This window comes from Desulfonatronum parangueonense (assembly GCF_054656975.1).
The window spans coordinates 1,092,284-1,115,234 of record NZ_BAAHXH010000003.1; the positions used below are offsets into that span (position 1 = coordinate 1,092,284).

The 22,951-nt window shown below is 59.1% G+C and carries 18 protein-coding genes; 11 read left to right on the forward strand and 7 right to left on the reverse strand.

Annotated features, from left to right (window positions below; all coding sequences use genetic code 11):
* Nucleotides 1-522: 522 nt before the first annotated feature.
* The 4 genes from ACYQ15_RS05230 (at nt 523) to ACYQ15_RS05245 (ending at nt 5,116) form a co-directional block, all read left to right on the forward strand.
* Nucleotides 523-1,719: a DNA polymerase IV gene (locus tag ACYQ15_RS05230; protein ID WP_459936469.1), complete on the forward strand. Its 1,197-nt coding sequence runs from the start codon at nt 523-525 to the stop codon at nt 1,717-1,719.
* Nucleotides 1,716-2,570 (forward strand): DUF3108 domain-containing protein, encoded by an 855-nt coding sequence (locus tag ACYQ15_RS05235; RefSeq protein WP_459936470.1) that lies wholly within the window; start codon nt 1,716-1,718, stop codon nt 2,568-2,570. The genes ACYQ15_RS05230 and ACYQ15_RS05235 overlap by 4 nt, the downstream gene beginning before the upstream one ends.
* A 24-nt stretch (nt 2,571-2,594) precedes the next feature.
* Entirely contained in the window at nt 2,595-4,586 is a 1,992-nt protein-coding gene (locus tag ACYQ15_RS05240; protein ID WP_459936471.1) for a molybdopterin-dependent oxidoreductase, read from the forward strand.
* Between the two features lie 290 nt (nt 4,587-4,876).
* Nucleotides 4,877-5,116 carry a hypothetical protein gene (locus tag ACYQ15_RS05245; RefSeq protein WP_459936472.1) on the forward strand — a complete coding sequence of 80 codons (240 nt, stop codon included), beginning with the start codon at nt 4,877-4,879 and terminating at the stop codon, nt 5,114-5,116.
* A gap of 76 nt (nt 5,117-5,192) precedes the next feature.
* Here ACYQ15_RS05245 and ahbA read toward each other — a convergent pair whose 3' ends face one another.
* The 4 genes from ahbA to ahbC form a co-directional block, all read right to left on the reverse strand.
* Nucleotides 5,193-5,657: a siroheme decarboxylase subunit alpha gene (gene ahbA / locus ACYQ15_RS05250; protein WP_459936473.1), complete on the reverse strand. Its 465-nt coding sequence runs from the start codon at nt 5,655-5,657 to the stop codon at nt 5,193-5,195.
* Complete coding sequence (ahbD, locus tag ACYQ15_RS05255; protein ID WP_459936474.1) at nt 5,650-6,903, reverse strand: heme b synthase; 1,254 nt, start codon at nt 6,901-6,903, stop codon at nt 5,650-5,652. The genes ahbA and ahbD overlap by 8 nt, the downstream gene beginning before the upstream one ends.
* Before the next feature lie 249 nt (nt 6,904-7,152).
* Nucleotides 7,153-8,124, reverse strand: a complete 972-nt coding sequence (gene hemB / locus ACYQ15_RS05260) for a porphobilinogen synthase (RefSeq protein ID WP_459936475.1) — start codon at nt 8,122-8,124, stop codon at nt 7,153-7,155.
* 49 nt (nt 8,125-8,173) lie between these two features.
* A complete protein-coding gene (gene ahbC / locus ACYQ15_RS05265) occupies nt 8,174-9,367 on the reverse strand; it encodes a 12,18-didecarboxysiroheme deacetylase (RefSeq protein WP_459936476.1) in 1,194 nt (397 codons plus the stop codon).
* 247 nt (nt 9,368-9,614) lie between these two features.
* On the opposite strand from ahbC, the gene ACYQ15_RS05270 reads away from it, so the two are divergent.
* From ACYQ15_RS05270 to ACYQ15_RS05295, 6 genes are all read left to right on the forward strand, one after another.
* Entirely contained in the window at nt 9,615-11,318 is a 1,704-nt protein-coding gene (locus ACYQ15_RS05270; RefSeq protein WP_459936477.1) for a potassium channel family protein, read from the forward strand.
* 410 nt (nt 11,319-11,728) lie between these two features.
* Nucleotides 11,729-13,264 carry a leucyl aminopeptidase gene (locus ACYQ15_RS05275; RefSeq protein WP_459936478.1) on the forward strand — a complete coding sequence of 512 codons (1,536 nt, stop codon included), beginning with the start codon at nt 11,729-11,731 and terminating at the stop codon, nt 13,262-13,264.
* Nucleotides 13,265-13,422: 158 nt separating this feature from the next.
* The gene (locus ACYQ15_RS05280; RefSeq protein WP_459936479.1) at nt 13,423-15,243 is read left to right on the forward strand and encodes a RiPP maturation radical SAM C-methyltransferase; all 1,821 of its coding nucleotides are present in this window, start codon (nt 13,423-13,425) and stop codon (nt 15,241-15,243) included.
* 248 nt (nt 15,244-15,491) lie between these two features.
* Nucleotides 15,492-16,424: a UDP-glucose 4-epimerase family protein gene (locus ACYQ15_RS05285; protein ID WP_459936480.1), complete on the forward strand. Its 933-nt coding sequence runs from the start codon at nt 15,492-15,494 to the stop codon at nt 16,422-16,424.
* 9 nt (nt 16,425-16,433) lie between these two features.
* Nucleotides 16,434-17,498, forward strand: coding sequence for an MraY family glycosyltransferase (locus ACYQ15_RS05290; RefSeq protein ID WP_459936481.1), 1,065 nt, complete (start codon nt 16,434-16,436; stop codon nt 17,496-17,498).
* Between the two features lie 51 nt (nt 17,499-17,549).
* Entirely contained in the window at nt 17,550-17,978 is a 429-nt protein-coding gene (locus tag ACYQ15_RS05295) for an acyl-CoA thioesterase (RefSeq protein ID WP_459936482.1), read from the forward strand.
* Nucleotides 17,979-18,297: 319 nt separating this feature from the next.
* Here ACYQ15_RS05295 and ACYQ15_RS05300 read toward each other — a convergent pair whose 3' ends face one another.
* Nucleotides 18,298-19,047, reverse strand: a complete 750-nt coding sequence (locus ACYQ15_RS05300) for a MotA/TolQ/ExbB proton channel family protein (protein ID WP_459936483.1) — start codon at nt 19,045-19,047, stop codon at nt 18,298-18,300.
* Nucleotides 19,048-19,371: 324 nt separating this feature from the next.
* On the opposite strand from ACYQ15_RS05300, the gene ACYQ15_RS05305 reads away from it, so the two are divergent.
* Nucleotides 19,372-20,907, forward strand: a complete 1,536-nt coding sequence (locus ACYQ15_RS05305) for an SDR family oxidoreductase (protein ID WP_459936484.1) — start codon at nt 19,372-19,374, stop codon at nt 20,905-20,907.
* A gap of 38 nt (nt 20,908-20,945) precedes the next feature.
* Here the strand turns inward: ACYQ15_RS05305 and ACYQ15_RS05310 are convergent, their stop codons facing one another.
* Nucleotides 20,946-22,163: a replication-associated recombination protein A gene (locus ACYQ15_RS05310; protein ID WP_459936485.1), complete on the reverse strand. Its 1,218-nt coding sequence runs from the start codon at nt 22,161-22,163 to the stop codon at nt 20,946-20,948.
* A complete protein-coding gene (locus ACYQ15_RS05315; protein WP_459936486.1) occupies nt 22,160-22,945 on the reverse strand; it encodes a hypothetical protein in 786 nt (261 codons plus the stop codon). The genes ACYQ15_RS05310 and ACYQ15_RS05315 overlap by 4 nt, the downstream gene beginning before the upstream one ends.
* Nucleotides 22,946-22,951: the final 6 nt, after the last annotated feature.

A 22,951-nucleotide genomic window follows, 5' to 3' on the forward strand; every position in this document is an offset into this window, starting at 1 on the left:
TGATTGGATAGTTGCCGCGATTTGGATATACTCATGATCATGATGACCGGCAGTTATCGCTTGGCGGGTACAAGACGTCTGGGACCACCTTTTTCATAACAACACAAAAATTCCGGCACCAAAGGGAGAAATCCTGGGAGCGCCGCACCCCAGTGCGGCAGCGGTTTAACGCACTCAGGACCAGGTTTCGGCTGGAGCACGGCCCAGTAGCTGTATCACAAAACCCCGAGCAGGGAGGGATCCCTCGCACAGAAAACCTCATCGCCCGACCTTTATGAGAAGTTGCCACCTTCCCAGCCAAGGCCGCGACAAGACTCATGAAATGACTTTTTCTGGATTCCGGCAACTGCTCAAAGAGCGCGGGTACAGACTGCGTTATCTTACAACTGGATCCCGCCTTCCCGGGAATGACGTCAATGTGAACCTTTGCAATCGCGTCATGCCGCAAAGGCAGGTATCCAGACCATTTTTGCCATATTTTTCGAGCAGTGACGATTTCTGTTTTCTACTCCTTGAGTTACCTTGCAAACTCCTCCCCACATTTCACCCTGCACGCACCCCACCTTGATCCTGCACGTGGACATGGATGCGTTCTTTGCTTCCGTTGAACAGCTGGATCGCCCTGAATTGCGCGGCAAACCGGTGATCGTCGGCGGCTCGGAGCGGGGGGTGGTTTCCGCGTGCAGTTACGAGGCCCGCCGCTACGGGATTCATTCCGCCATGCCCATGTTCAAGGCCAAGAGGCTTTGCCCCCATGGGGTATTCGTGCCGGGTCGGATGCGGCGCTACAGCGAGGCGTCCCGAAGCGTGATGGCGGTCCTGGAACGGTTTTCGCCGCTGGTGGAACAGGCTTCCGTGGACGAGGCCTACCTGGACGTCACCGGCCAGGAGCGGATTTTCGGTCCGCCAGAGCAGCTTGGCGCGGACCTGAAGCGGGCCGTGCTGGATGCGACCGGACTGCGTTGTTCCGTGGGCATGGCGCCGGTCAAGTTCCTGGCCAAGATCGCTTCGGACCAGGACAAGCCGGACGGGCTGTTCATCCTTCGGCCGGATCAGGTTGAGGCGTTTCTGAATCAGCTGCCCATCTCGAAAATCCCCGGCGTTGGTCCGCGGGCCGTGGAGAAGCTTGCCCTCTTCCGGATTCGGACTGCCGGGGACGTGCAGCGGTTTAGCCAAGAATTTTGGCGAGAGCGTTTCGGCAAGTGGGGGGAACTGCTGTACGACCGCGCCCGTGGCATTGACCCAAGGCGGGTGGTCCGGGAGTATGAGGCCAAGAGCGAGGGCGCGGAAAACACCTTTGCCGAGGACACCGAGGACCGGGAGGAACTGAAGCGCTGGCTTCTGGACCAGGCCGAGCGCGTGGGGCGGCGATTGCGCCGGGACGGTCACAAGGGGCGAACGGTGACCCTGAAGCTCAAGTACAGCGATTTCAAGTCCATCACCCGCTCCAGGACCCTTGGCGAGGCCACCAACTCGACGCGGGTGATTTTCGAGTCCGCCGCCTCCCTGCTGGACAATGAGAAACTTGCCCGCAAGGTCCGCCTGATCGGGCTGAGCGTCTCCAATTTTTCCAGCGGGCAAAGTCAGCTTTCACTGTTCCAACCTAAAGAAAACCGCGTGGACGAAACCCTGGACCGGACCCTGGACGCCATACGGGACAAGTTCGGGCCGGAAGCCATGGTTCGTGGTCGTATTTTTGATTTTCGGAGAAAAAAATGATCATTTTCATCAAGCACTCCCAGTCGCGCCCAATGACAACACCGGTGCGCCCGCGCCGGGTATTTGCGGGAGCAATGTGGTTTTGCATGTTGACCATCGTGGTCTGCGCGGGTCTCGGCCTCTTCCTTGGGCATTCCGTCGCCATGCCGGGCGATGAACACCCTGAACCACATGAGTTCTCATTTTCGCCCGGAGAAGTCCTGCGCTACAACGTCCGCTGGGGCGTCATTCCCGCGGCCCATGCCACCCTGGAAGTCCATCCCAGGGCACAACTGCACGGTCGACCGGCGCACCACTTCGTGATGACCACCCGAACCAACTCCTTTGCCGATTATTTCTACCGCTACCGCAACTACATCGACTCCTTCACGGAGATCGACATGAGCCGGTCCCTTGCCTTCAACAAGCAGGAGGAGGAACGCTCGCGTCATCGGAACGTGGACGTGCTTTTCGACTGGAACCGTCAGGTGGCTCGGATCAGCGAGAAGGGCCAGACCAGGGACGGGGCCGAACTGGTGGACGGTACCTTCGACCCGCTGTCCATCTTCTATGTCTTCCGTACCCAGCCTTTGGAAGTGGGCGAGGAACTGAGCGTTCCGGTCTCCGACGGCAAGAAGCTCGTCCAGGGAGTGGCAAGAGTGGTCGCCCGTGAGGAGATCAGCATCGACGACCGGGTATTCGACTGTTTCGTCGTAGAGCCGGACCTGCAGGACCTGGGCGGCGTGTTCCGCAAAAGCCCGGATGCCGCATTGCAGATCTGGGTCACAGCGGATGAATCGCGACTGCCGGTGCGGGTGCGCAGCAAGGTCGTCGTGGGTTACTTCACGGCCGAGCTGGATCTGGATTCATGATGAACTGGAAGAGGAGCATGAACAGTGTCGAGTAATAGAGGATCAGTGAACAGTCCCGGAACAACATCGTCAACTATCAGCGCATGTACCCTCGACTGTCCGGACGGCTGCTCCTTCCTGGCCGATCCGCACACCCGCACCATTCGCCCCAACCCGGATCATCCGTTCACCGGGAACTTGATCTGCCGCAAGGGAGCGAGGTTCTTCGAGCGGCTGGATGCGCCGGAGCGGATTCTTCAGCCCATGATCCGCAAGCGTCGAAAGACGGGGCGGCTTCAGGCGGGGCATGGGGGGCGGGGATTCGAGCCGGTATCCTGGGATGTGGCCCTGGATCTGATCGCCTCCAGGCTGAATTCGCTGCGGGATCGTCCCGATGCCGTGCTCCATGTCCGCGGCTACGGCTACCGCGGCGTGCTGGCCCAGGCGAGCCTGAATTTTTTCGCGGCATTGGGATCATCCACGATTCATGGATCGTTGTGCGATGAAGCAGGCATCGAGGCCTGTTTGCGCGATTTCGGGGCATTGGACCATAATGATCCGATTGATCTGCTGAAGGCGGCTCGGATCGTGAACTGGGGCAAGGATCTGGGTCGGTCGTCCCTGCACACGGCGTTGCTTGTCCGACGGGCGAGGAGCAGTGGCGTACGGGTGTTGACTGTTTCCCCGGGAGGCGACGGCAGCGGGGCCTTCTCCGACAAAATTCTGCGCATCCGGCCGGGAACGGATCGTTTTCTGGCGGCCTGGGTGATGCGGGGATTGCTGGAGCTGGACGCCGTTACAGCGGATGTGCCCAGGGCGGCCTTAGACTGGCCTCGGTTCCGGGAACTTGTGCTGAGCCTAGATCCTGAAGAATTGCTGCGGGTCTGCGATGTGAATCCCGATGACGCCCGGGAGCTGCTGGAATGGTATGCCGCTGCCGGACCCACGGCCTCGTTGATCGGCTGGGGACTGCAGCGTCATGTCTTCGGCGGACAGAACGTGCGGTTCATCAATGCCCTGGCCGTGCTGTCCGGAAACATCGGCCGCAGCGGCGGCGGGGCCTACTTCAACATCGCATCCGGGCGAAACCTGGGGCAGTGGTCGGCTTCATCCCCCGGCCGCGCGGTGGATGCGGAAGCCCGACGTTCCTTTCTGCTTCCGTCTCTGGCATGGGATCTGGAGTGGGCCGATCCGTCTGTGGAATTCGTCTGGGTGGACGGGCACAACGTGGTCAATCAGGTCCCGGACAGTTTGGCCATGGCCAAGGCATTGGAGCGTCCTTTCACGGTCTGCGTGGACGCCTTCTGGAACGACACGGCCCAATGCGCGGACGTGGTGCTTCCGCCCGCCCTGATGCTGGAGCGCGAGGAGATTCTGGGCTCGTGCCTGCATGATTACGTGAACTATTCCGGCCGGGCTGTCTCGGCTCGGGGAGAGTGCCGGTCCGACTTCGACATCCTGCGGGATCTGGGAGCCCGGCTGGAACCGCCGGTGGTCTTCCCTGAAGTCGAGGAATGTCTGCGGATCGGTTTGAGTCCTTTGGACATGGATTTGGACACATTCCGAAGCAGGGGATTCGCCAAGGCCGAGCATCCGGAGGTGGCCTTTGCCGGAATGCGCTTTGCCCATCCGGACGGACTTTATCGTTTCCCGGACTCGCTGGATACGGAACCTGACGAGGACGACGAGTATTCCCTGCGCCTGCTTTCCCTGGTGCGGGGCAAATACATGCATTCCCAGATCCCCGAGGCCGAACAGCAGGGCCTGCCCAGGATATGGGTGTCGCCGGACAATCCCGACCTGTCGGAACTGGACAAAGACGCGGAGATTTTCCTGGCCACCCCCCTGGGACGGATGTCCGTGACCGTAGGGATCGACGAGACCCTGCACCCGCTGGCCGTGATCATCCGCCGTGACGGGTGGGTCAGCCTGGGCCATGGGCCCAATGCGATCATCGAGATCCGTGAGACGGACATGGGCAACTGCGCCGCGTATTACAGCCAGTGCTGCAGGTTGGAGACGGAAGGCGGAGGGTAGAAATCAGAGATCAGTGGGCAGAGGTCAGAGGTTAGAGATTTTTTCTTTGGAACGTTGCCGTTCAATGCTTTGGACGCAGCCCTGGAGCGCCGCACCCCAGTGCGGCACGATGTGAGCGCGAACATCTGAAGTGACGCGGGAATTCGCGACTTGCCGCACTGGGGTGCGGCGCTCCCAGGAGGGGCACTGAGCTTGAGGAGGAGATCAGGGGGCAGAGGTCCAGGGGGCTATTCCAGGTGGCTGAGGGAATTGGAGTGGGTGGAAAAACGTGGGCTTGAGGAGGTTTGCGTATGGTGTTGGGTGGTTATTCAAGGAGCAAATCAGCTGTTGATCCGGACAAAGGCCCTGCGATGCGGGCAGGGCAGGTGGGTGATGGGGAAGCTGGCGGGAAGCTGCCCGGGCGCGATCAGGATGACTGGGCAGGGGATCTGGACGGCATCCCGCAGGAGGTGCTGGACGCAACTGTGGAGATCCTGGACTGCCTGGCCCAGTGGCCGGAGAAGGACGAGGCCGAAGATACGGTAAGCTGACGGGTGGTTTTTTCTAAAGAGCTGCCTGGCTGGGTCATGTTTTCCATGCCCAGCCGTTCGCGTCGAGTGGCAGGTGCTATTCCTGCTGGCCTTTCCGGGCCATGGGGAAATCCACCTTGATCTTGAAGGTCTTCACCGCGGGCAGGTTCAGGATCTCGATTCCGGTTTTGGCCGTGATCTCGGCCAGGGTCTCGCGAACCTTTTCCACGCTGGGCGCGATCATGGTGAACCAGACGTTGTACATGTGCTGGCGCAGGTAGTTGTGGGTCACGCCGGGATGTCGGTTGACCTCGGCGGTGAAGAGTTCCAGCTTGTCCTCCGGGACCATGGCCGCGCAAAGGGTGCTGGTCCAGCCCAGCTTGCGGGACTGGAAATTGGCGCCGATGCGGCGGATGATGCCCTTGCCTTTCAAGGCCCGCACCCGAGCCAGGGCCTCGGCCTCGGTCAACCCGAAGCGTTCGCCGATCCTGGCGTAGGGGCGGGGATCAATGGGGAAATCGGTCTGAATCAGGTCCAGAATCTTCTTGTCGACGTCATCCATGGCTTAAATCCGCTTTTTCTGATTTTTTGGGCTGGTAGGTACACAAGGGTTCCTCGGCCAGATAGTGGCCGTTCATGGTCATGGCCCGGGCCCGGCAGCCCGCGCAGACCTTGTGATATTCGCAGACCCCGCACTTGCCCTGATAGCTTTTCTGATCGCGAAATTCCAAAAACTGCTTCGATTTCTTCCAGATTTCCGGAAACGGCGTGTCCCTGACCTGTCCGCAATCCAGTTCCAGATAGCCGCAGGGCTGGACCTGGCCGGTATGGGAGATGAAGCAGAATCCCGTCCCGCCCAGACAGCCCCGGCTGACCGCGTCCAGCCCGAAATTGTCCATGGTCACCGGGATGCCTTCCTCCTTGGCCCGCTGGCGCAGGATGCGCAGGTAGTGCGGGGCGCAGGTGGCCTTGAGCTGCATCCTGGTGGTCTTGCGGAAATCGTAGAACCAGTTCAGGACTTCCTCGTATTCCTCGCCGGTAATCACTTCCCGGCCCAGGTTCGCGCCCCGGCCCGTGGGCACGAGCAGGAAAATGTGCCAGGCCACGGCGCCCAGTTTTTCGGCGAGGTGGAAGATTTCCTTGAACTGGCCCAGGTTGTTCCGGGTCACGGTGGTGTTGATCTGGAAGGGCAGATCCACGGCCTTCAGGTGTTCGATGCCGCGCATGGCCGCGTCGAATGCGCCCTCCACGCCGCGGAACGCGTCATGGCTGGCGGCGTCCGGACCGTCCAGGGAAATGCTCGCCCGCTGGATGCCGGAATCCTTCATCCGGCGGGCATTCTCGGCGGTGACCAGGGTTCCGTTGGGCGCCATGACGCAGCGCAGGCCCTTGGCGTCGGCATAACGCACCAGCTCGAAGATGTCCGGCCGGAGCAGCGGCTCACCGCCGGTGAAGATGATGATCGGGTCGCCCACTTCCGGAAACGTGTCGATCAGCGCCTTGGCTTCCTCGGTGGAGAATTCCCCCGGGTAGGGTTCCATGTGCGCCTCGGCCCGGCAATGCTTGCAGGCCAGATTGCAGGAGCGGGTCACCTCCCAGGCGATCAGGCGGCAGAGGGGAGAGCCGTCCTCCAGGGTTTTCGGCGCACCGGGATGGCCGTGGGGGTGGCCGATGGGCGGTGTTCCCGATTGTCCAGACGGATGGCCTGACGGGTGGCCTGTCCCATGGGAAGGCTGGGGACCGTCCAAAGGCCGTTCATGCCGAGGATGGCCCGGATGCGATTGGGGAGCTTGGGATTTTGGATGCATGGTGTTGGTTGAGAAAAAAGTAAGAATTAAGGTAACTACTCAGCCTGATAGAGCGGGAAAAGGGCAGCTTGCAAAGCTTGTGGCAAGAATGACCTGGATTCCCGCCTTCGCGGGAATGACTTTGTTTTTCAAGCTGTCTCCGAGTCAGTCATACCCGCGAAGGCGGGTATCCAGCCCCTTTTTATTCGAATGAGCTGAATAATTACGAATTAAGCAGCTAACAATGGATCAGCGGGAGCGGGATGCTTCTCACTCCAGCCATTCCAGCACATTCTCGGTAAAATAGGTCAGGATCAGGTCCGCGCCGGCGCGTTTGATGCCGGTCAGGGTTTCCAGAACCACGGTCTTTTCGTCGATCCATCCGTTCAGGGCCGCGGCCTTGATCATGGCGTATTCGCCGCTGACCTGGTAGGCGGCCAGCGGAACGTCCGTGGTTTCGCGCAGATCACGGAGAATGTCCAGGTAGGGCAGGGCCGGTTTGACCATCAGCATGTCGGCCCCTTCGTCAAGGTCGGCCTGGGCTTCCCGGAAGGCCTCGCGGCGGTTGGCCGGGTCCATCTGGTAGGTCTTGCGGTCGCCAAACTGGGGCGGGCTTTCCGCGGCCTCGCGAAAGGGGCCGTAGAAACCGGAGGCGTATTTCACGGCATAGCTCATGATCGGCAGGTGCGTGAACCCCTGACCGTCCAGGGCGTCGCGAATCGCGCCCACCCGACCGTCCATCATGTCCGACGGCGCGACGATGTCCGCTCCTGCCCGGGCATGGGACAGGGCGATCTTGGCCAGCAGATCCAGTGTCGGGTCGTTGAGTACTTCCTCGCCGGAAATCAGGCCGCAATGGCCATGGTCGGTGTACTCGCAAAGGCAGACGTCCGTGATCACGCACAGGTCCGGATAGGCGTGCTTGAGCGCGAACACGGCGCGCTGGACGATTCCGTTGTCGGCCCAGCCCTGGGAGCCGGAAGCGTCCTTGGTCTTGGGGATGCCGAAGAGGATGCAGGACGTCAGCCCCAGGTCCACGGCCCGTCCGACGCGCTCCACCAGCTTGTTCAGGCCGAGCTGATTCTGCCCGGGCATGGCGCCGATGGGTTTGACAAAGTTCGAATCGTCATTGTCCACGACAAAGTAGGGCTGGATCAGGTCATGACGGGAAACTGACGTCTCCCGGACAAGACCGCGCAAGGTTGCGGTCCGCCGCAGGCGACGTCCACGGTGGAAGGTCATGGCATGCTCGAGGGTTTGGATCATTCCTGATGTGTTGCGAAAGTAGCTCTCACGCAATGGCCGGGCCGGAGATTTCTTCGTCCGTGAGGTAGCAGGCCGGGTCCGGGGCCCAGATGTCGCCGTGGAAGGCTTCGGAGCGGGCGCGGAAGTTGCCGCCGCAGACGTTCAGGAAACGGCACTCGACGCAGCGTCCGGTGACGTGGGCCTTCTTGTCCTTGAGCTTGGCCAGGAGTTCGATGTTCGGGTCCATCCAGATTTCCGAGAACGGGCGCTCCAGGACGTTGCCGAAGGTGTGGTTGCGCCAGAACTGGTCTGCATGGACCTGACCGTCCCAGGAAATGCAGCCGATGCCCCGCCCGGAGTTGTTGCCTTCATTGAAGGACAGCAGTTCCCGGACCTCTTCGGCCCGCTTGGGGTCTTCCTGGAGCAGGCGCATATAGATCAGGGGGCCGTCGGCATGATTGTCCACGGTGAGCACTTCCTTGGGCAGGCCGGCGTCGAACAGGGCCTTGGTCCGGTCGATGATCTGGTTGACCACGGCCCGGGCCTGCTCGTGATTCAGATCCTCGTTGATCAGGTCCGAGCCGCGCCCGGAGTAGACCAGATGGTAGAAGCAGATCCGGGGAATTTCCAGGTCGCGGACCAGATCGAACAGCACCGGGACCTCATCCACGTTGCGCTTGTTGATGGTAAAGCGCAGCCCGACCTTGAGCCCTTCGGCCTGACAGTTGGCAATGCCTTCCAAAGCTTTCTTGAAGGAGCCCGGCACGGCCCGGAAGCTGTCGTGCACCGCTTCGCCGCCGTCCAGGGAAATACCGACATAGGACAGGCCGACTTCCTTGAGTTCACGGGCTTTTTGCTTGGTGATCAGGGTGCCGTTGGTGGAGATCACGGCGCGCATGTTCTTGGAAACGGCATAATGGGCCAGTTCGACCAGATCCTTGCGGACCAGGGGCTCGCCGCCGGAGAAAAGCATGACCGGCGAGCCGAAGGCCGCCAGATCGTCAATCATGGTCTTGGCCTGATCCGTGGAGATCTCGTCCACTCCGTCCGGGTCCACTGCCTTGGCATAGCAATGCACGCACTTCAGATTACAGCGCCTGGTCATGTTCCAGACCACTACCGGTTTCTTGTCCTGGGAAAACTGGAGCAGGTGCGACGGCAGCTTGCCGGAGTGCCGGCCGTAGCGCAGGGCGTCGGAAGGTTCTATGGTGCCGCAGTAAAGTTTGGATATGCCGATCATGGTTTCCTCATGTTCATGAATTGAATGCAAAAAAGGGGAGTATGTATGTCAATTTTTGCCGAAAGGCAAAGACCAAATCCTACTGAACCTAAGCTCAAATCGTCGCCTTGACAAGGCCTGTGGGAGTTGAGAAGTTTTGCGGTTGGACAGAGCAGGACCAAGTCCAGGTCTAACTGTGGAGCATAATTGTGCTCGTTCTGATCATTCGGACAAAACGATAAGCTTCTTTCAAGGTTGGTCGCATTTCATGAAATATCTTCCATCGCAGATCATCACCATGCTGCAGAAGCAGCCGGCAAAGAGAGACCTGCGGGTTCTGTTGAAGTTTTTGCTGGTGCTTTTTCTGCTGGTTACAACCTATACCATCCTTTTCCATGTGATCATGGAGCACCACGAAGGGCGCAGCTTCTCCTGGGTGACGGGTTTCTACTGGACCCTGGTGACCATGTCCACGCTGGGCTTCGGAGACATCGTCTTTTACACCGATCTGGGAATGCTTTTTTCCGTCACGGTTCTGCTCTCAGGGGTCGTATTTCTTCTGGTCATGCTGCCGTTCACCTTTATCCAGTTTTTCTATGCGCCCTGGCTGGAAGCCTATGCCAAATCGCGCACCATCCGTTCCTTGCCTGAGGAGACGGAAAACCATGTGATCATCGTCGGCACGGATGCCGTCTGCCTGAGCCTGCCGAACAAGCTCAAGCAGCATCAGCGTAATCCCTATTTGGTCGTCGACGATCAACAAGTTGCTTCGACTCTTCAAGATCAGGGCTACAAGGTCATCCATGGCGATCTGGACGACGGTGAAACCTACAAGCGGATCCAGGTCGACAAGGCTGCCTTGGTCGTGGTGAACAGCGGCGAAGACAAGATCAACACGAATATCGTCTACACCTTGCGGGAGTTTTGTGAGACACCCATCGTGTCCAACGCCTCGGACGAGGATTCCGTGGACATCCTGCAACTGGCGGGGAGTTCGCAAGTGTATCAGTTCACCAAGATGCTCGGCCAATCCCTGGCGCGCAGAGTGCTCGGCGTGAGCATGCAGGCGAACATCATCGGCAGGTTCGATGAACTGCTGATTGCCGAAGTTCCGGCCATGCGCAGTTCCCTGGAAGGAAAAACCATCTTTGAGAGCAGACTGCGGGAACTGACCGGGATCACCGTGGCCGGAGTCTGGGAACGCGGCCGTTTCCGAGTGCCGACGCCGGATACAATCATCACATCCTCCACTGTGCTGGTGCTGGCAGGTTCAGAACAACAGTTGGCCGTGTATGACGAAATATTTGGCGGAAATTGGAAAAGCGACGCTCCGGTACTTATTCTCGGAGGTGGCCGGGTGGGTAGGGCCGCCGCGGATACGCTGAAATCGCGGGACGTGAATTACCGGATCGTGGAGAAGAATATTCGCGCCGTGCGGAGCGGATCGGAGGAGTACATCCATGGCAGCGCGGCGGATCTGGATACCCTGCGCAAGGCGGGCATCGACACGGCTCCCTCGGTCATCGTGACCACTCACGACGACGACATGAACATCTACCTGACCATCTACTGCCGCAGGCTCCGGCCGGATATCCAGATCATCACCCGCGCCACGCTGGATCGCAACATATCCAAGCTGCACCGCGCGGGCGCGGACCTGGTGATGTCCTATGCCTCTCTCGGCAGGACCAACATCACCAACTACCTGCTTCAGGACAATACATTGATGGTTTCCGAAGGGTTGAACATTTTCAAAGCGCCCGCTCCCGTTCAGTTGAGCGGCAAGACCCTGGAAGAGAGCAGCATTCGACAGCAAACCGGTTGCAACGTGATCGCCATCAGACGGGAGGGCAGGCTGGACGTCAACCCCGCCCCGGGCAGCGCCATTGCCGCGGATTCCGAATTGATCATGATCGGCGACGCGGAGTCGGAAGTCTGCTTCATGGATTTGTACAACAAGAAAGGAGAGTGACGATTGAGCGGTCCGCAATGGTGAAGGTCAGGTGCAGGCATTTGTCTCGATCCGACATAAAAACGGGCTTTACCAGCCTTGTAACAGATCTGCCCTGTGGGCTGGAGAGGCCGGCTGGACGAGATGACGTTGCTGGCGGTATGAATGGCAGTTCGGCAGCTTATCCACATGTGTTGAAAAGCAGCCTGGGAACGCGGGCCTCCGCACCCGCTTCTTAAATCGCGAGTGCAGAGCCTCGCGATCCCAGCTAAAAAATTCCCATGAACATCGAAACCCTAATCAGCAATTCGCTTTCACGCAGATGGAACCAGATTCCGGCTGAGCGTGCCGAATGACTGAATATCTACGGTAAATATTTTAATATTCGTCAATCGATCATCATTCAAATCGCAAAAATGACAGGTGAAATAATGGAAATTATATTGCAGGCACAAGGCGCTGAGAATTGCGAGGCGCTTGTTTTTTTTGCTTTTGAGAAGGAAGGCGAGTTGATGCCCGCGTTCAAGGCTTGGCTGGGGGGAACGGGCGATTGGCTGGCTGAAAATCCAATTTTGGTCGGGTTTTCCGGACGCAAGAAATCCGTTCGGTATTTTTTTCCTTCGGCAGGCGTAGCCGGTCCGGCGGTGATTCTGGTGGGACTGGGCAAGCGCGAGGTATTCACCGTTCGAGAGCTGCGCCAGGGGATGGTTGCGGCGGTGGGCTGCGCCGCGGATCTGGAATTGAAATCCCTGGGCTTGGATGTCGCCGTTCTCGCCGATACCGGTCTGGAATCGACTTTGGCCGTTGAAGAGGCGATGTGCGCCGCTGAAACGGCAACCTACAAATTTGATCAACTCAAGACCAATGAGAATGGCCCCAAGGGAAATCCCACGGAATTGCGGCTGCTTGCCTCGAAAGAGTCGGAAGCGAATCTGACTCGATCCGTGGAAAAAGCCAGGGCTGTCGGCATGGGACTGCGGCTGACCCGCGACCTGGTGAACATGCCTTCCAATCTGGCCACGCCGGCGTATCTGGCAAAAGCGGCCCTGGAAACGGCAAAGCGTCATGGTTTCGGAATCGAAGTACTGGAGGCGGATCAGATCGAGGCTCTGGGCATGGGGGCTTTTGCGGCTGTTTTTCAGGCCAGCCGGGAACAGGCCCGGTTGATCATTCTGGATACGCATACGGACCAGGAAACAGGAAGCCAGACACGAGCGAAAGCCGTGGAAGCAGACAAGCCCATGGTGGTCATCGGCAAGGGCATCACCTTTGATACCGGCGGCATTTCCCTCAAGCCCAGCCAAGGCATGGAGGAGATGAAGGGCGACATGGCTGGTGCGGCCGCGGTGATCGGGTTTTTTGAGGCTTATGGACAAATGAAGCCCGAGCGGCGCGTGGTGGGCATCATTCCCTGCACGGAAAACCTCACCGGTTCGCGGGCCATCAAGCCCGGAGAAGTGGTGAAGACCTTTTCAGGGAAGAGCGTGGAGATCGTGAACACGGATGCCGAGGGGCGGCTGCTGCTCTGTGATGTTTTAGCCTATGCCGGGAAGTACGAGCCGCGGGGCATCGTGGATCTCGCCACCCTGACCGGCGCCATGGTTGTGTCTTTGGGGCCGCAGATCGCCGGCACATTTTCTCCCCAGGAATCCCTTTCCACCTTGATCCGCGGGATTGGGGAACGGGTCGGCGAACCCTGCTGGCCCATGCCGTTGTGGGACGGCTATCAGGATGAACTCAAGAGCGAAGTGGCGGATCTGAAAAACGTCGGCAGCCGGGAAGGCGGCGCCATCCATGCGGCCATGTTCCTGCAGCGCTTCGTTCCGGAAAAGACACCCTGGATTCACATGGACATCGCCGGTCCGGCCTATTCCAAAAAGAAAACAGACCTGGGCATCTCCGGCGGAACGGGTTTCGGCGTGCGAACGCTGCTGGAACTGGTCAGGGAGTGGCCGGAAGATCAATAACACATCAACAAAACTACATGATTTTATCAGCAAGAACGAACTCATGTTTTGCGCATGCCTTGTCGTATGCTGAGTGATTATTGACCGTGCACCAAGTCCTTTGGTGACTCTGGCCGCGTGCTTGCAACACCAAGGCGGTGAAAGCTAAGGTCGCGGTCATGCGACCGCTGATTCTCATTTCCGCACCCTGGGCGCTGTACAACAGACCTTCCATCCAGCTTGGGGTGCTCAAGGCCCATCTGCGGCAATGCTTCCCGGACCTCCCGGTTCGGGCGGAGCATTTTCATCTCCAGGCCGCGGCGCATATCGGCTATCCATTGTATCAAGCCGTATCCGAGCGGACATGGATCGCGGAATGCGTGGCCGCGGCGTTGCTGTTTCCGGAGCAGGCTGCGCGCATTGAACAGCTTTTCGCGCGGGAAAGCCGGCAGAGCAGGGTGGTGCGCCGGGCAGGACTGGCGTTTTTGACCACTGCCCTGGAGGATGTCTGCGGGCGTTTCATCGAAGGCATTCGCTGGGAAGATCAGGGGCTGGCCGGGTTCAGCGTCTCGCTGTGCCAGATGACCGCCTCCTTGTACCTGATCCGGCGCATCAAGGCGCGTTTCCCGTCCCTGCGCGTCGTGGTGGGCGGCTCCACTTTTTCCGGGGAATCTTTTGAGACGCTGACCAGACTTTTTCCGGAGATCAATCACCTGATTCGCGGAGAGGGTGAGAAAGCCCTGGCCGAGTTGGCGGACGAGGTGTGCCGGAACGGTTCAGCACCGGACAAGAGCCGTTTTGAACCTCACCAGGTCCGTCAAATTCCGGATCTGGACAGCCTTCCCGGGCCGGACTTCGAGGAATATTTTGCGCTGCTGCAAAGTCTCGCGCCGGAGAAACGCTTCTTTCCGGTGCTGCCGGTGGAAGGCTCCCGGGGCTGCTGGTGGCGCAAATCCGTCAATGAATCGTCGGGGCGGGGCTGCGCCTTCTGCAACCTGAATCTGCAATGGAGTGGATACCGCGCCAAGTCGCCACAAAAAATCGTCGCGGAGATCGAACATCTGAGCGCCCGGCACAAGGTGCTGGGTTTCTCCTTCATGGACAATCTGTTGCCCCGCAAGGGTGCAGGGGAGCTGTTCACGGCCCTGGCCGACAGCGGGAAACAGTACAGCCTGTTCGGAGAAATCCGCGCGGATACGCCTCTAGACATACTGGCCGCCATGCGCCGGGCCGGGATGCGGGAGCTGCAGGTGGGCGTCGAGGCCCTGAGCAGCGGATTGCTGGCCAGGATGAACAAGGGGACCAGTGCCCTGGACAATATCGAGATGATGCGCCATTGCGAAGCCCTGGGCATGCATCATGGCGGCAATCTTTTGATGCGTTTTCCCGGAAGCACCGCCGATGAGATCCGGGAGACCCTGAAAAACCTGGAATATGCCGCCTGTTATCGCCCTCTGAAGCCGGTTTCCTTCTGGCTTGGACTTGATAGTCCTGTTTATTGCCGGCCCGAACTATACGGCATCCGGCTCACGGGTAATGATCCGCGCTGGAGCGCCCTGTTCCCGGCCGCAGTGATCCAGAGCATGCGACTGATGATCCAGGGCTACGCCGGAGGAGGGAGAGCGCAGCGGGGGCTTTGGGCGCCGGTGGCGACCAGGGTACGGCAATGGAGCAAGGAATACGACCTCCTGATGCGCGGGCCCGATCCGGATCCGATTCTGGGATATCAGGATGGTGGGGACTTTCTGATCATCACTCACAGAAAGCCCGGCGATGCCAACGCGGTCCACCGCCTGCCCTTGGCCTCGCGGCGGATCTATCTGTTCTGCCGCACCAGTCGCACCCGGGAGCAGATTCAGACCTGGTTTTGCAAACTGCCCGCGGACAAAGTGGACGGTTTTCTGCGCATGATGCTGGACAAGCGCCTGATGTTCGGTGAGGGTGACCGATTCCTGAGCCTGGCCGTGCCTGTGGGGCGCGAAACTGAAGATTTACAATAATTATCATGGGATGAAATGAGTGATGCCAATCTGGCATGCAAATACAAACTATTGTAACTGCTCAATAAGACAGGGCAACTATCACCGCGGATCCGTGCCGCCTGGATAACGGCCTGCGCCGGTATGACGGAATGGAGTGCGTGTTGACGAGCACCCTGGGTCGTCACGCCGGCGCAGGCCGGGGTCCAGGCGATGCGACCCAGAGTTTTTGAGCAGTTACAAATTGTTGAGGAAATCTCTTGAATACAATGAATATATTGGTCACCGGCGCTAATGGATTCGTGGGACGGGCTCTGTGTTCCGCACTGCGTGAGCAGGGACACGCTGTCCGGGAAGCCGTTCGAGCCGAAGGCGGGAACGACCAGGTCGCCGTGGGCGAGATTGACGGACAAACCGAATGGGTCGAGGCTCTGCAGGGGATGGAAGTCGTCGTTCACTTGGCAGGGCGGGCCCATATGACCGGGGACCGGGCTCAAGCATTCAGCGCCTATCGTCGCGTCAATCTGGAGGGCACGGAGAACCTGGCCCGGCAGGCAGCGAAACACGGCGTCCGACGTCTTGTCTTCGTCAGTTCGGTCAAGGTCAACGGTGAGGAAACGCATAGCCGACCCTTTACCGAAGACGATCCGCCTAATCCTGAAGACCCCTACGGCATCACCAAATGGGAGGCAGAACAGGCCCTGGCCGAAGTGGCCGCCGAGACCGGCCTGGAAATCACCGTTTTACGCCCGCCCCTCGTGCATGGCCCCGGCGTAAAGGGCAATCTGCTGCGCCTGCTGCAGGGGATTCAACAGAACCGTCCATTTCCCCTGGGCGCGGTGGTGAACAAACGCAGTCTGATCGGGATTGAAAACTTATGTTCCGCCCTGTGTTTGTGCGTTGCCCATCCCGCAACCGGAACCTATCTTGTCGCGGATTCGGAATCGATTTCTTCTCCGGAGCTTGTCCGCACTTTGGCCAAGGCCATGGGCCGTCAGGTCCGCCAGTTCGCCGTGCCGGTGCCCCTGATGGAGCTTGCGGCCAAGGTCATCAAGCGCAAATCGGAATTCCGCCGCCTGACAGGCTCCCTGGAAGTGGATGCGGGCAAGATCCAGCGCGAACTGGGCTGGTCCCCCTCCAAAAGCCTGCATGAGGGGCTCGGCGACATGGTCCAATGGTACACGGATTCCCGGTCGAAGTAGTCATCACGCATGTTTCCGGCCGCCGCGCATCTCCATCTTCTTCTGCCCCTGCTGATCGCTTTCGGCGTGAGCACCGGGCTGACCGCCTATCTGGCATCCTCGCGCACCCGGCTCTGCATTCTGGATCATCCCAATGAACGCTCTCTGCACCATACACCGGTTTCCCGGACCGGAGGCCTGGCCATTCTCGGCGGCATGGTCGCCGGCCTGCTGGCCATGGTCTGGATGCATTTCTTTGCAGGATTGCCCTTTGTCCTGACCAGGAGCCTTGTCTGGCCCGCACTCGCCACAAGTCTGGTCACCTTGGTGTCCTTTTGGGATGATTGCTCAGGAGTGGGCGTGGGTCATCGCTTCGCCGTACATGCGGCGGCCGCGGTGATTACGGTCTCCAGCGGATTGTTCCTCTCCGCTGTGGAACTCGGTTCGTGGAGCTGGATCTGGCCGAAGTTCATCGGCCTCGTTTTTTCCCTGCTCTTCCTGATCTGGATGACCAATCTCTACAACTTCATGGACGGCATGGACGGCTTTGCCGGAGGCATGGGGGCGCTGGGGTTCGGCTTTCTGGGGTTGTTCGGCTGGCTGGCCGGCGATCCGGGATATGCCTTGCTCTGCTGGATAACAGCCCTGGCTTGCCTGGGATTCCTGGTCTTCAACTTTCCTCCGGCCCGGATTTTCATGGGCGATGCCGGTGCGTCCACCTTGGGTTTTTGGGCCGCGGTGCTGATCCTCTGGGCGGATGCCCAGGGCTTGTTTTCTTTCTGGGCCGGAATTCTGGTCTTCTCCCCGTTCATTGTGGATGCCACGGTGACCCTGCTGCGTCGCCTCCTCGCCGGAGAGAAGATCTGGCAAGCCCATCGCAGCCATTATTATCAACGCCTGGTCCAGGCCGGGTGGAGCCACCGCAAGACAGTGTTGGCCGAATACGCCGTGATGATGGTTGTCGGTTGCGCCGCGCTGGTCCTGTTGCGGGTTGAAGAAACATTGGCCGTGGGCGCCGGACTGGCGATTCTGGCGGCTATGTACGTCCTGCTGGCACGATCTGTTACCCGGCTGGAGAGCAGAAAGCACGGGTAATCAATTATTCATTCGTCGAAGGGCAAACGAATCCACATCCAAGGAAATACAATGAAACAATACGATTTCACGCTGGAAATGGCTGTGCGGGATTATGAATGCGACATGCAGGGGATCGTGAACAATGCCGTGTACCAGAACTACCTGGAACACGCCCGGCACGAGTACATGAAAAAGGTGGGCATCGACTTCAAAAGCTACACCATGATGGGCATCTTTTTTGTCGTGGTCCGGGCCGAAATTGACTACAAAAGCGCCCTGACCGGCGGCGACGCCTTTGTCGTCGGCCTGAACCTGATCAAGGAAACCCGTCTGCGCATGGTCTTTTATCAGGACATTCACCGGCTGTCGGACGAAAAACTGATCCTCAAGGCCAAGATAACCGCGACGGCCCTGAACCAGCAGGGCAAGCCGGAAATTCCCAAGGAAGTGGATGCCGTCATCAAACAGCATTTTTTGGGAGCAGGTATACAGAAGTAGGCCAGGCTTGCGACATTGTTCGATCGCTTTTGGCGATGGCTCATTCAATCCGCGGCTTCCGCCCACGGATTGTTATCCTGCCAATCCTGTTGATCCTGTCACAATATCCTGTTTTTTTGGTTACTATTCATCAGATTTGAAGAAGACCTGGATACCGGCGTTCGCCGGCATGACTGAGGTGAAGCGGCTTGCTACGACAAGTCATTCCCGCGAAGGCGGGAATCCAGGTCATGCTTGCCACAATTCTTGAAAAGTCACTTTATTCTTGCTCAAGCTGAGTAGTTCGTTTTGTTTACGATGGTGAGAAAACGAAAGCGGTTCAGGCGTCTTCAGACGGATGGCCTTTCGCGAGTATGGACGCTGTCTGCCGCGCCTGGCGTTCTCGAATCTGCTGCTGATGGAGGTCGGCTTTGATGAGCTTCAGAAAGAGTTGAGCAAAGTAGGACAGATTGCGTTGCAGTTCTCCCAGACGACTCAGCAAGTAATTGTAGAAGAGGGTTGCCGGGATGGCCACCAGCAAGCCGACAATCGTCGTACCCAGTGCTTCGCCCAACCCCTGTCCCACGACCATCAAACCGGCAGCGCGACTCATGTTGCCGAATCCCTGGAAAGAGTGGAATATGCCCCATACCGTTCCGAACAACCCCATCAATGGAGCGGCATTGGCGCAGACGCCCAGAAAAGCGGTGGGCCTGAAGCATTTACCTGCCTGACGTCCCACTTCATCCCGAAGCGTGTGCCGCAGATTATCCAGGATGATTTGAGTCCGTTCCCCTTGCGGCATCCTGAGCCCCTGCAGTTCCTGATAATCGTCGTAGCCCGCCTGCGCGACCTTTCTGGCGACGGCGTCGGGAGCAGGGGTCAGATTAAGAAACGCGGTCTGGAGTTCCTTGGCCTCTTGCAGTGATTCCGTGTCTTCGGCAACAATCCTGAGCAACCGCCGGAACTGCATCAATTTGGCAAACGCCAATCCCCAGCAGATCACGGACATGGCCCCCAGAAGGATGTACATTGCCTGGATAATCAGTGATGAATTGAGAAATATCTGCAGGTAATCCGTGCCGAGCATTGCAAGGGTCCTCAACAGAGCTTGGTGCAAAAAGTCATTTTGCACCAAGCAGTGGTCAGTGATCAGTGGTTAGTGGTCAGTAAAATCAACATGTTGCCTGAAGCTCATAAGGTTGTGGATTCAGTCCACGGACTTTTTGCTGTGGCCTCTCAACAGAGAAATTCGTGATGAACAGGGAGGCAGCATGTGGTGTCCCGTTGGACGTGACGGTCTACAAGCTATCGATAATACTTATGGAAATCAATTGAGAACATATAACAACCTGGCAATAATTCAGGTTCCTCAATAATAATTCGGATTTACCCTTGAACAGGGGAGGTTGTGATGACGAGACAGCGCGTACTGGTCACCGGCGCAACGGGATATATCGGTGGTCGACTGATCAAGAATCTTCTGGAGCGGGGTCAAGCCGTCACGGCTATGGCTCGTTCCCTGGACAAGCTGGGGTGTCGACCCTGGGCCGGCCATGAGTTGATCCGCCTGGTCAAGGGCGATGTCATGGATCTGGCTTCCCTGGAGGAGGCCATGCAGGATTGCACAGCGGCCTACTATCTCGTGCACTCGATGCAGCCGGGGATTCGGGATTATGCCGACAAGGACAGGACCGCCGCGGCGAACATGGCCCAGGCCGCCGAACGGAAGGGGCTGGAACGGATCATCTACCTGGGCGGTCTGGGCGACAAGGACGACAAGGAGCTGAGCAAGCACCTGCGCTCCAGGCTTGAGGTCGCCAATGTCCTCAGCCAGGGCCGGGTTCCGGTAACCTTCTTCCGTGCGGCCCAGATCATCGGCGCGGGCAGCGCCTCCTTCGAAATCCTCCGCTATCTCACCGAACGTCTGCCGGTGATGATCACGCCGCGCTGGGTGAACACCGAATGCCAGCCCATCGCGGTTTCCAATGTCATTGAATATCTCGCGGGTTGCCTGGATCATCCAGGCACCGCCGGACAAACCTACGACATCGGTGGTCCGGACATCCTGACCTACAGGCAGATGTTCCAGCTCTACGCCGAGGTAGCCGGCCTGCCCAAGCGAATCCTGATTCCGGTCCCCTGGCTGACCCCGTACCTTTCATCCTTGTGGATCAACTTCGTGACCCCGGTACCCACGGCCCTGGCCAGACCGCTTGTCCAGGGGCTGCGCAACCGGGTGGTCTGTACCGAAAATCGCATCCGGGAGATCATCCCCCAGGAGCTTCTGACCAGCAGGCAGGCCATCGAAGTCGCTCTGCAAAAGGTGCAGCAGTTGGACGTGGAAACCTGCTGGAGCGACGCCGGATTCCAGCCACCTCCGGAATGGCTGGACTGCGGGGATGCGCCGTATGCCGGCGGAACCTTGCATGGCCTTTCCTATCACATCGATATCGCTGCCAGTCCCGAAGAAGTCTGGCCCGTGGTCTGTGCGCTGGGCGGGGAGACCGGCTGGTATTATGGCGACTACCTGTGGCGGTTGCGCGGATTCATGGACCGAATGGTCGGCGGAGTGGGGCTGCGCAGGGGCAGACGTCATCCCTCGCAAATCGGCGTCGGCGATGCCCTGGATTTTTGGCGCGTATTGCAACTGGAACCGGAACGACGGCTGCGTCTGTTGGCGGAAATGAAGGTTCCCGGTGAAGCGCTTCTGGACATTGAACTGCTTCCGGGAGGGGCTGCCGGAGAGCGTACCGAACTTATCATGCGCTCGCGATTTCTGCCCCTGGGGCTTTTTGGACTGGCCTATTGGTATGGAACATACCCTCTGCATATCCTGATCTTCAAAGGCATGCTCCGCAAGATCGCCCACCGAACGGGTCGCCCATCAGGCCCCGTCAGGTTCATGAACGAGATCTCCGCGACAAGCTGCGCCTTGCCCAAGCAATGATAACGACGACGTAGCGCAAATGCCGCAAGATATGCCCCTCAACCGGGCTTGCGCTTTTTGCGGTGTTTAGCCAGCCAGGCGTTGAGGCGCGGTTCCTGGCCCTGGATTTTCGGCTCATAGAACCGGAGCTGCACTTTCGGGGGCAGATAGTCCTGTTCCACCCAGGCATCCGGGTAGGCATGCGGGTACTTGTAGCCGCGGCCGTAGCCCCATTCCTTCTGCAAGGCCGTGGAAGCGTTGCGCAGGTGCATGGGCACGGGATGGGCGCCGTGGGTGCGGATTTCCTTCTGGGCGGCCAGATAGGCCGCATAGGTGGCATTGCTCTTGGGAGCCAGGGCCAGGTAGACCGTGGTCTCGGCCAGGGGAATGAAGCCTTCGGGCATGCCCACGAACTCCACGGCCTGCTGGCAGGAGACGGCCAGGGACAGGGCCTGGGGATCGGCCAACCCGACATCCTCGGACGCGGACAGAATCAGGCGGCGACAGATGAAGCGGGGATCCTCGCCGCCCTCCAGGAGGCAGGCCAGATAGTACAACGCCGCATCCGGATCGCTACCCCGGATGGACTTGATCAGGGCCGAGGCAAGTTCGTAGTGGGAATCGCCTTCCCGATCCCCGCGCATCACCACTTCCGGCAGAGCCTGACGCAGCTTGTCCGCCGGCCATTTTTCCGGCGGCAGTTCCGCGGTCAGTTCCAGGAGATTGAAGAGCGTTCGCGCATCGCCGTTGGAGAGTCCGGCCAGGATCTCCAGGCTGGCGTCGGGAATGTCGACCCCAAGGCTCTGGGCTCCGCGTTTGGCCAGCACGGCCAGCTCATGGCGGCCGAGGGGGCGCAAGCGCAGGACGTGCATCCTGGACAGCAGTTGCTTGGTGACGCTGAAGGAGGGATTTTCCGTCGTCGTCGCCAGGAGGGTGATTTCTCCGCTTTCCAGGATGGGCAGAAAGAAATCCTGCTGAGCCTTGGAGAAGCGGTGCAACTCATCCAGGACAAGAATTTCCACGTTTTCCAGCTTTTTGCGCAGATTCGCCAGCCCGACTTCCGGCGCGCTCAGTCGCAAATAGGCCTGGTCTCGAGATGTCGCCAAGAGCAGGGCCAGAGTCGATTTGCCGCAGCCCGGCGGGCCGAACAGCAGTAGACTCGGCATCCGCTTGGCTTGAAACAGGGCTTCCAGTCGGACGCGAAGATGATCCTGGCCGACAAAGTCATCGAGCGTTGTGGGCCGAATGGCCGCGGCCAATGGCTGGCGACAGGTCATGACAGTTTGTCGGGGCTGCTGTCGGCAGAGTTTGGCGCTTTCCGGTCCGGGTCGTCAGCTTTCCGGTTCATGGAATGCTCGTCCCGGGGCGAGTCTTGATCGACTTCAATCTCCAGTTCCGGAAGAATGGCGTCAAGATCATCAAAGTCATAGACAATGTCTTCGTGGGTCAGGACTTCTTCAGTATCCGGGGACACGGGGTTGGATTCGGCTTGGAGATCCTGCCGGCTGGAGCTTGCGGAGTCATCCTTGGGGAGGATGTCCTCGGGCAACTCGATTTCCCAAACCGGAACCTCCGCTTCCGTCGATTCCCGTGAAGCAGATTCTTCCAATGTATCTTTCGAAACATCAACGGCATGCTCCTCGAATATTGCCTCCGCATTCAGGTCCTCGGGCAAAAACAGATCGTCGCTGGAAAGATCGGTTTCGGCTTCGGAAGTGAGGGGAGCGCTCTGCGGCAAGGAATCGGATTCAAAATAGGGAAGACCGTCCGTGGAAATGTCCGGTTCCAGTTCCGCCATGCCCGGATTCTCGGGCAGGTCCAGTGCAAGTTCGGTTGGGGAATCTATCTGAGGAACCGCCGGCGCTTCGAGAGTGTCAAGGGAGGCGGATGGAACTGCCATGCCTTGCGAAAGATCCCTGGGTCCGGGGAACCATTCAAAGCCCGCGGACTGCAGCCATGTCAGATTCAGGGTCGAGCGGATCTGCTGCCAGTCGTACCGGCAATTCGGACAAGTGGAGAGGTGATCAAAACTGGTATATTTGCATTTCGGACAATACATGATCCT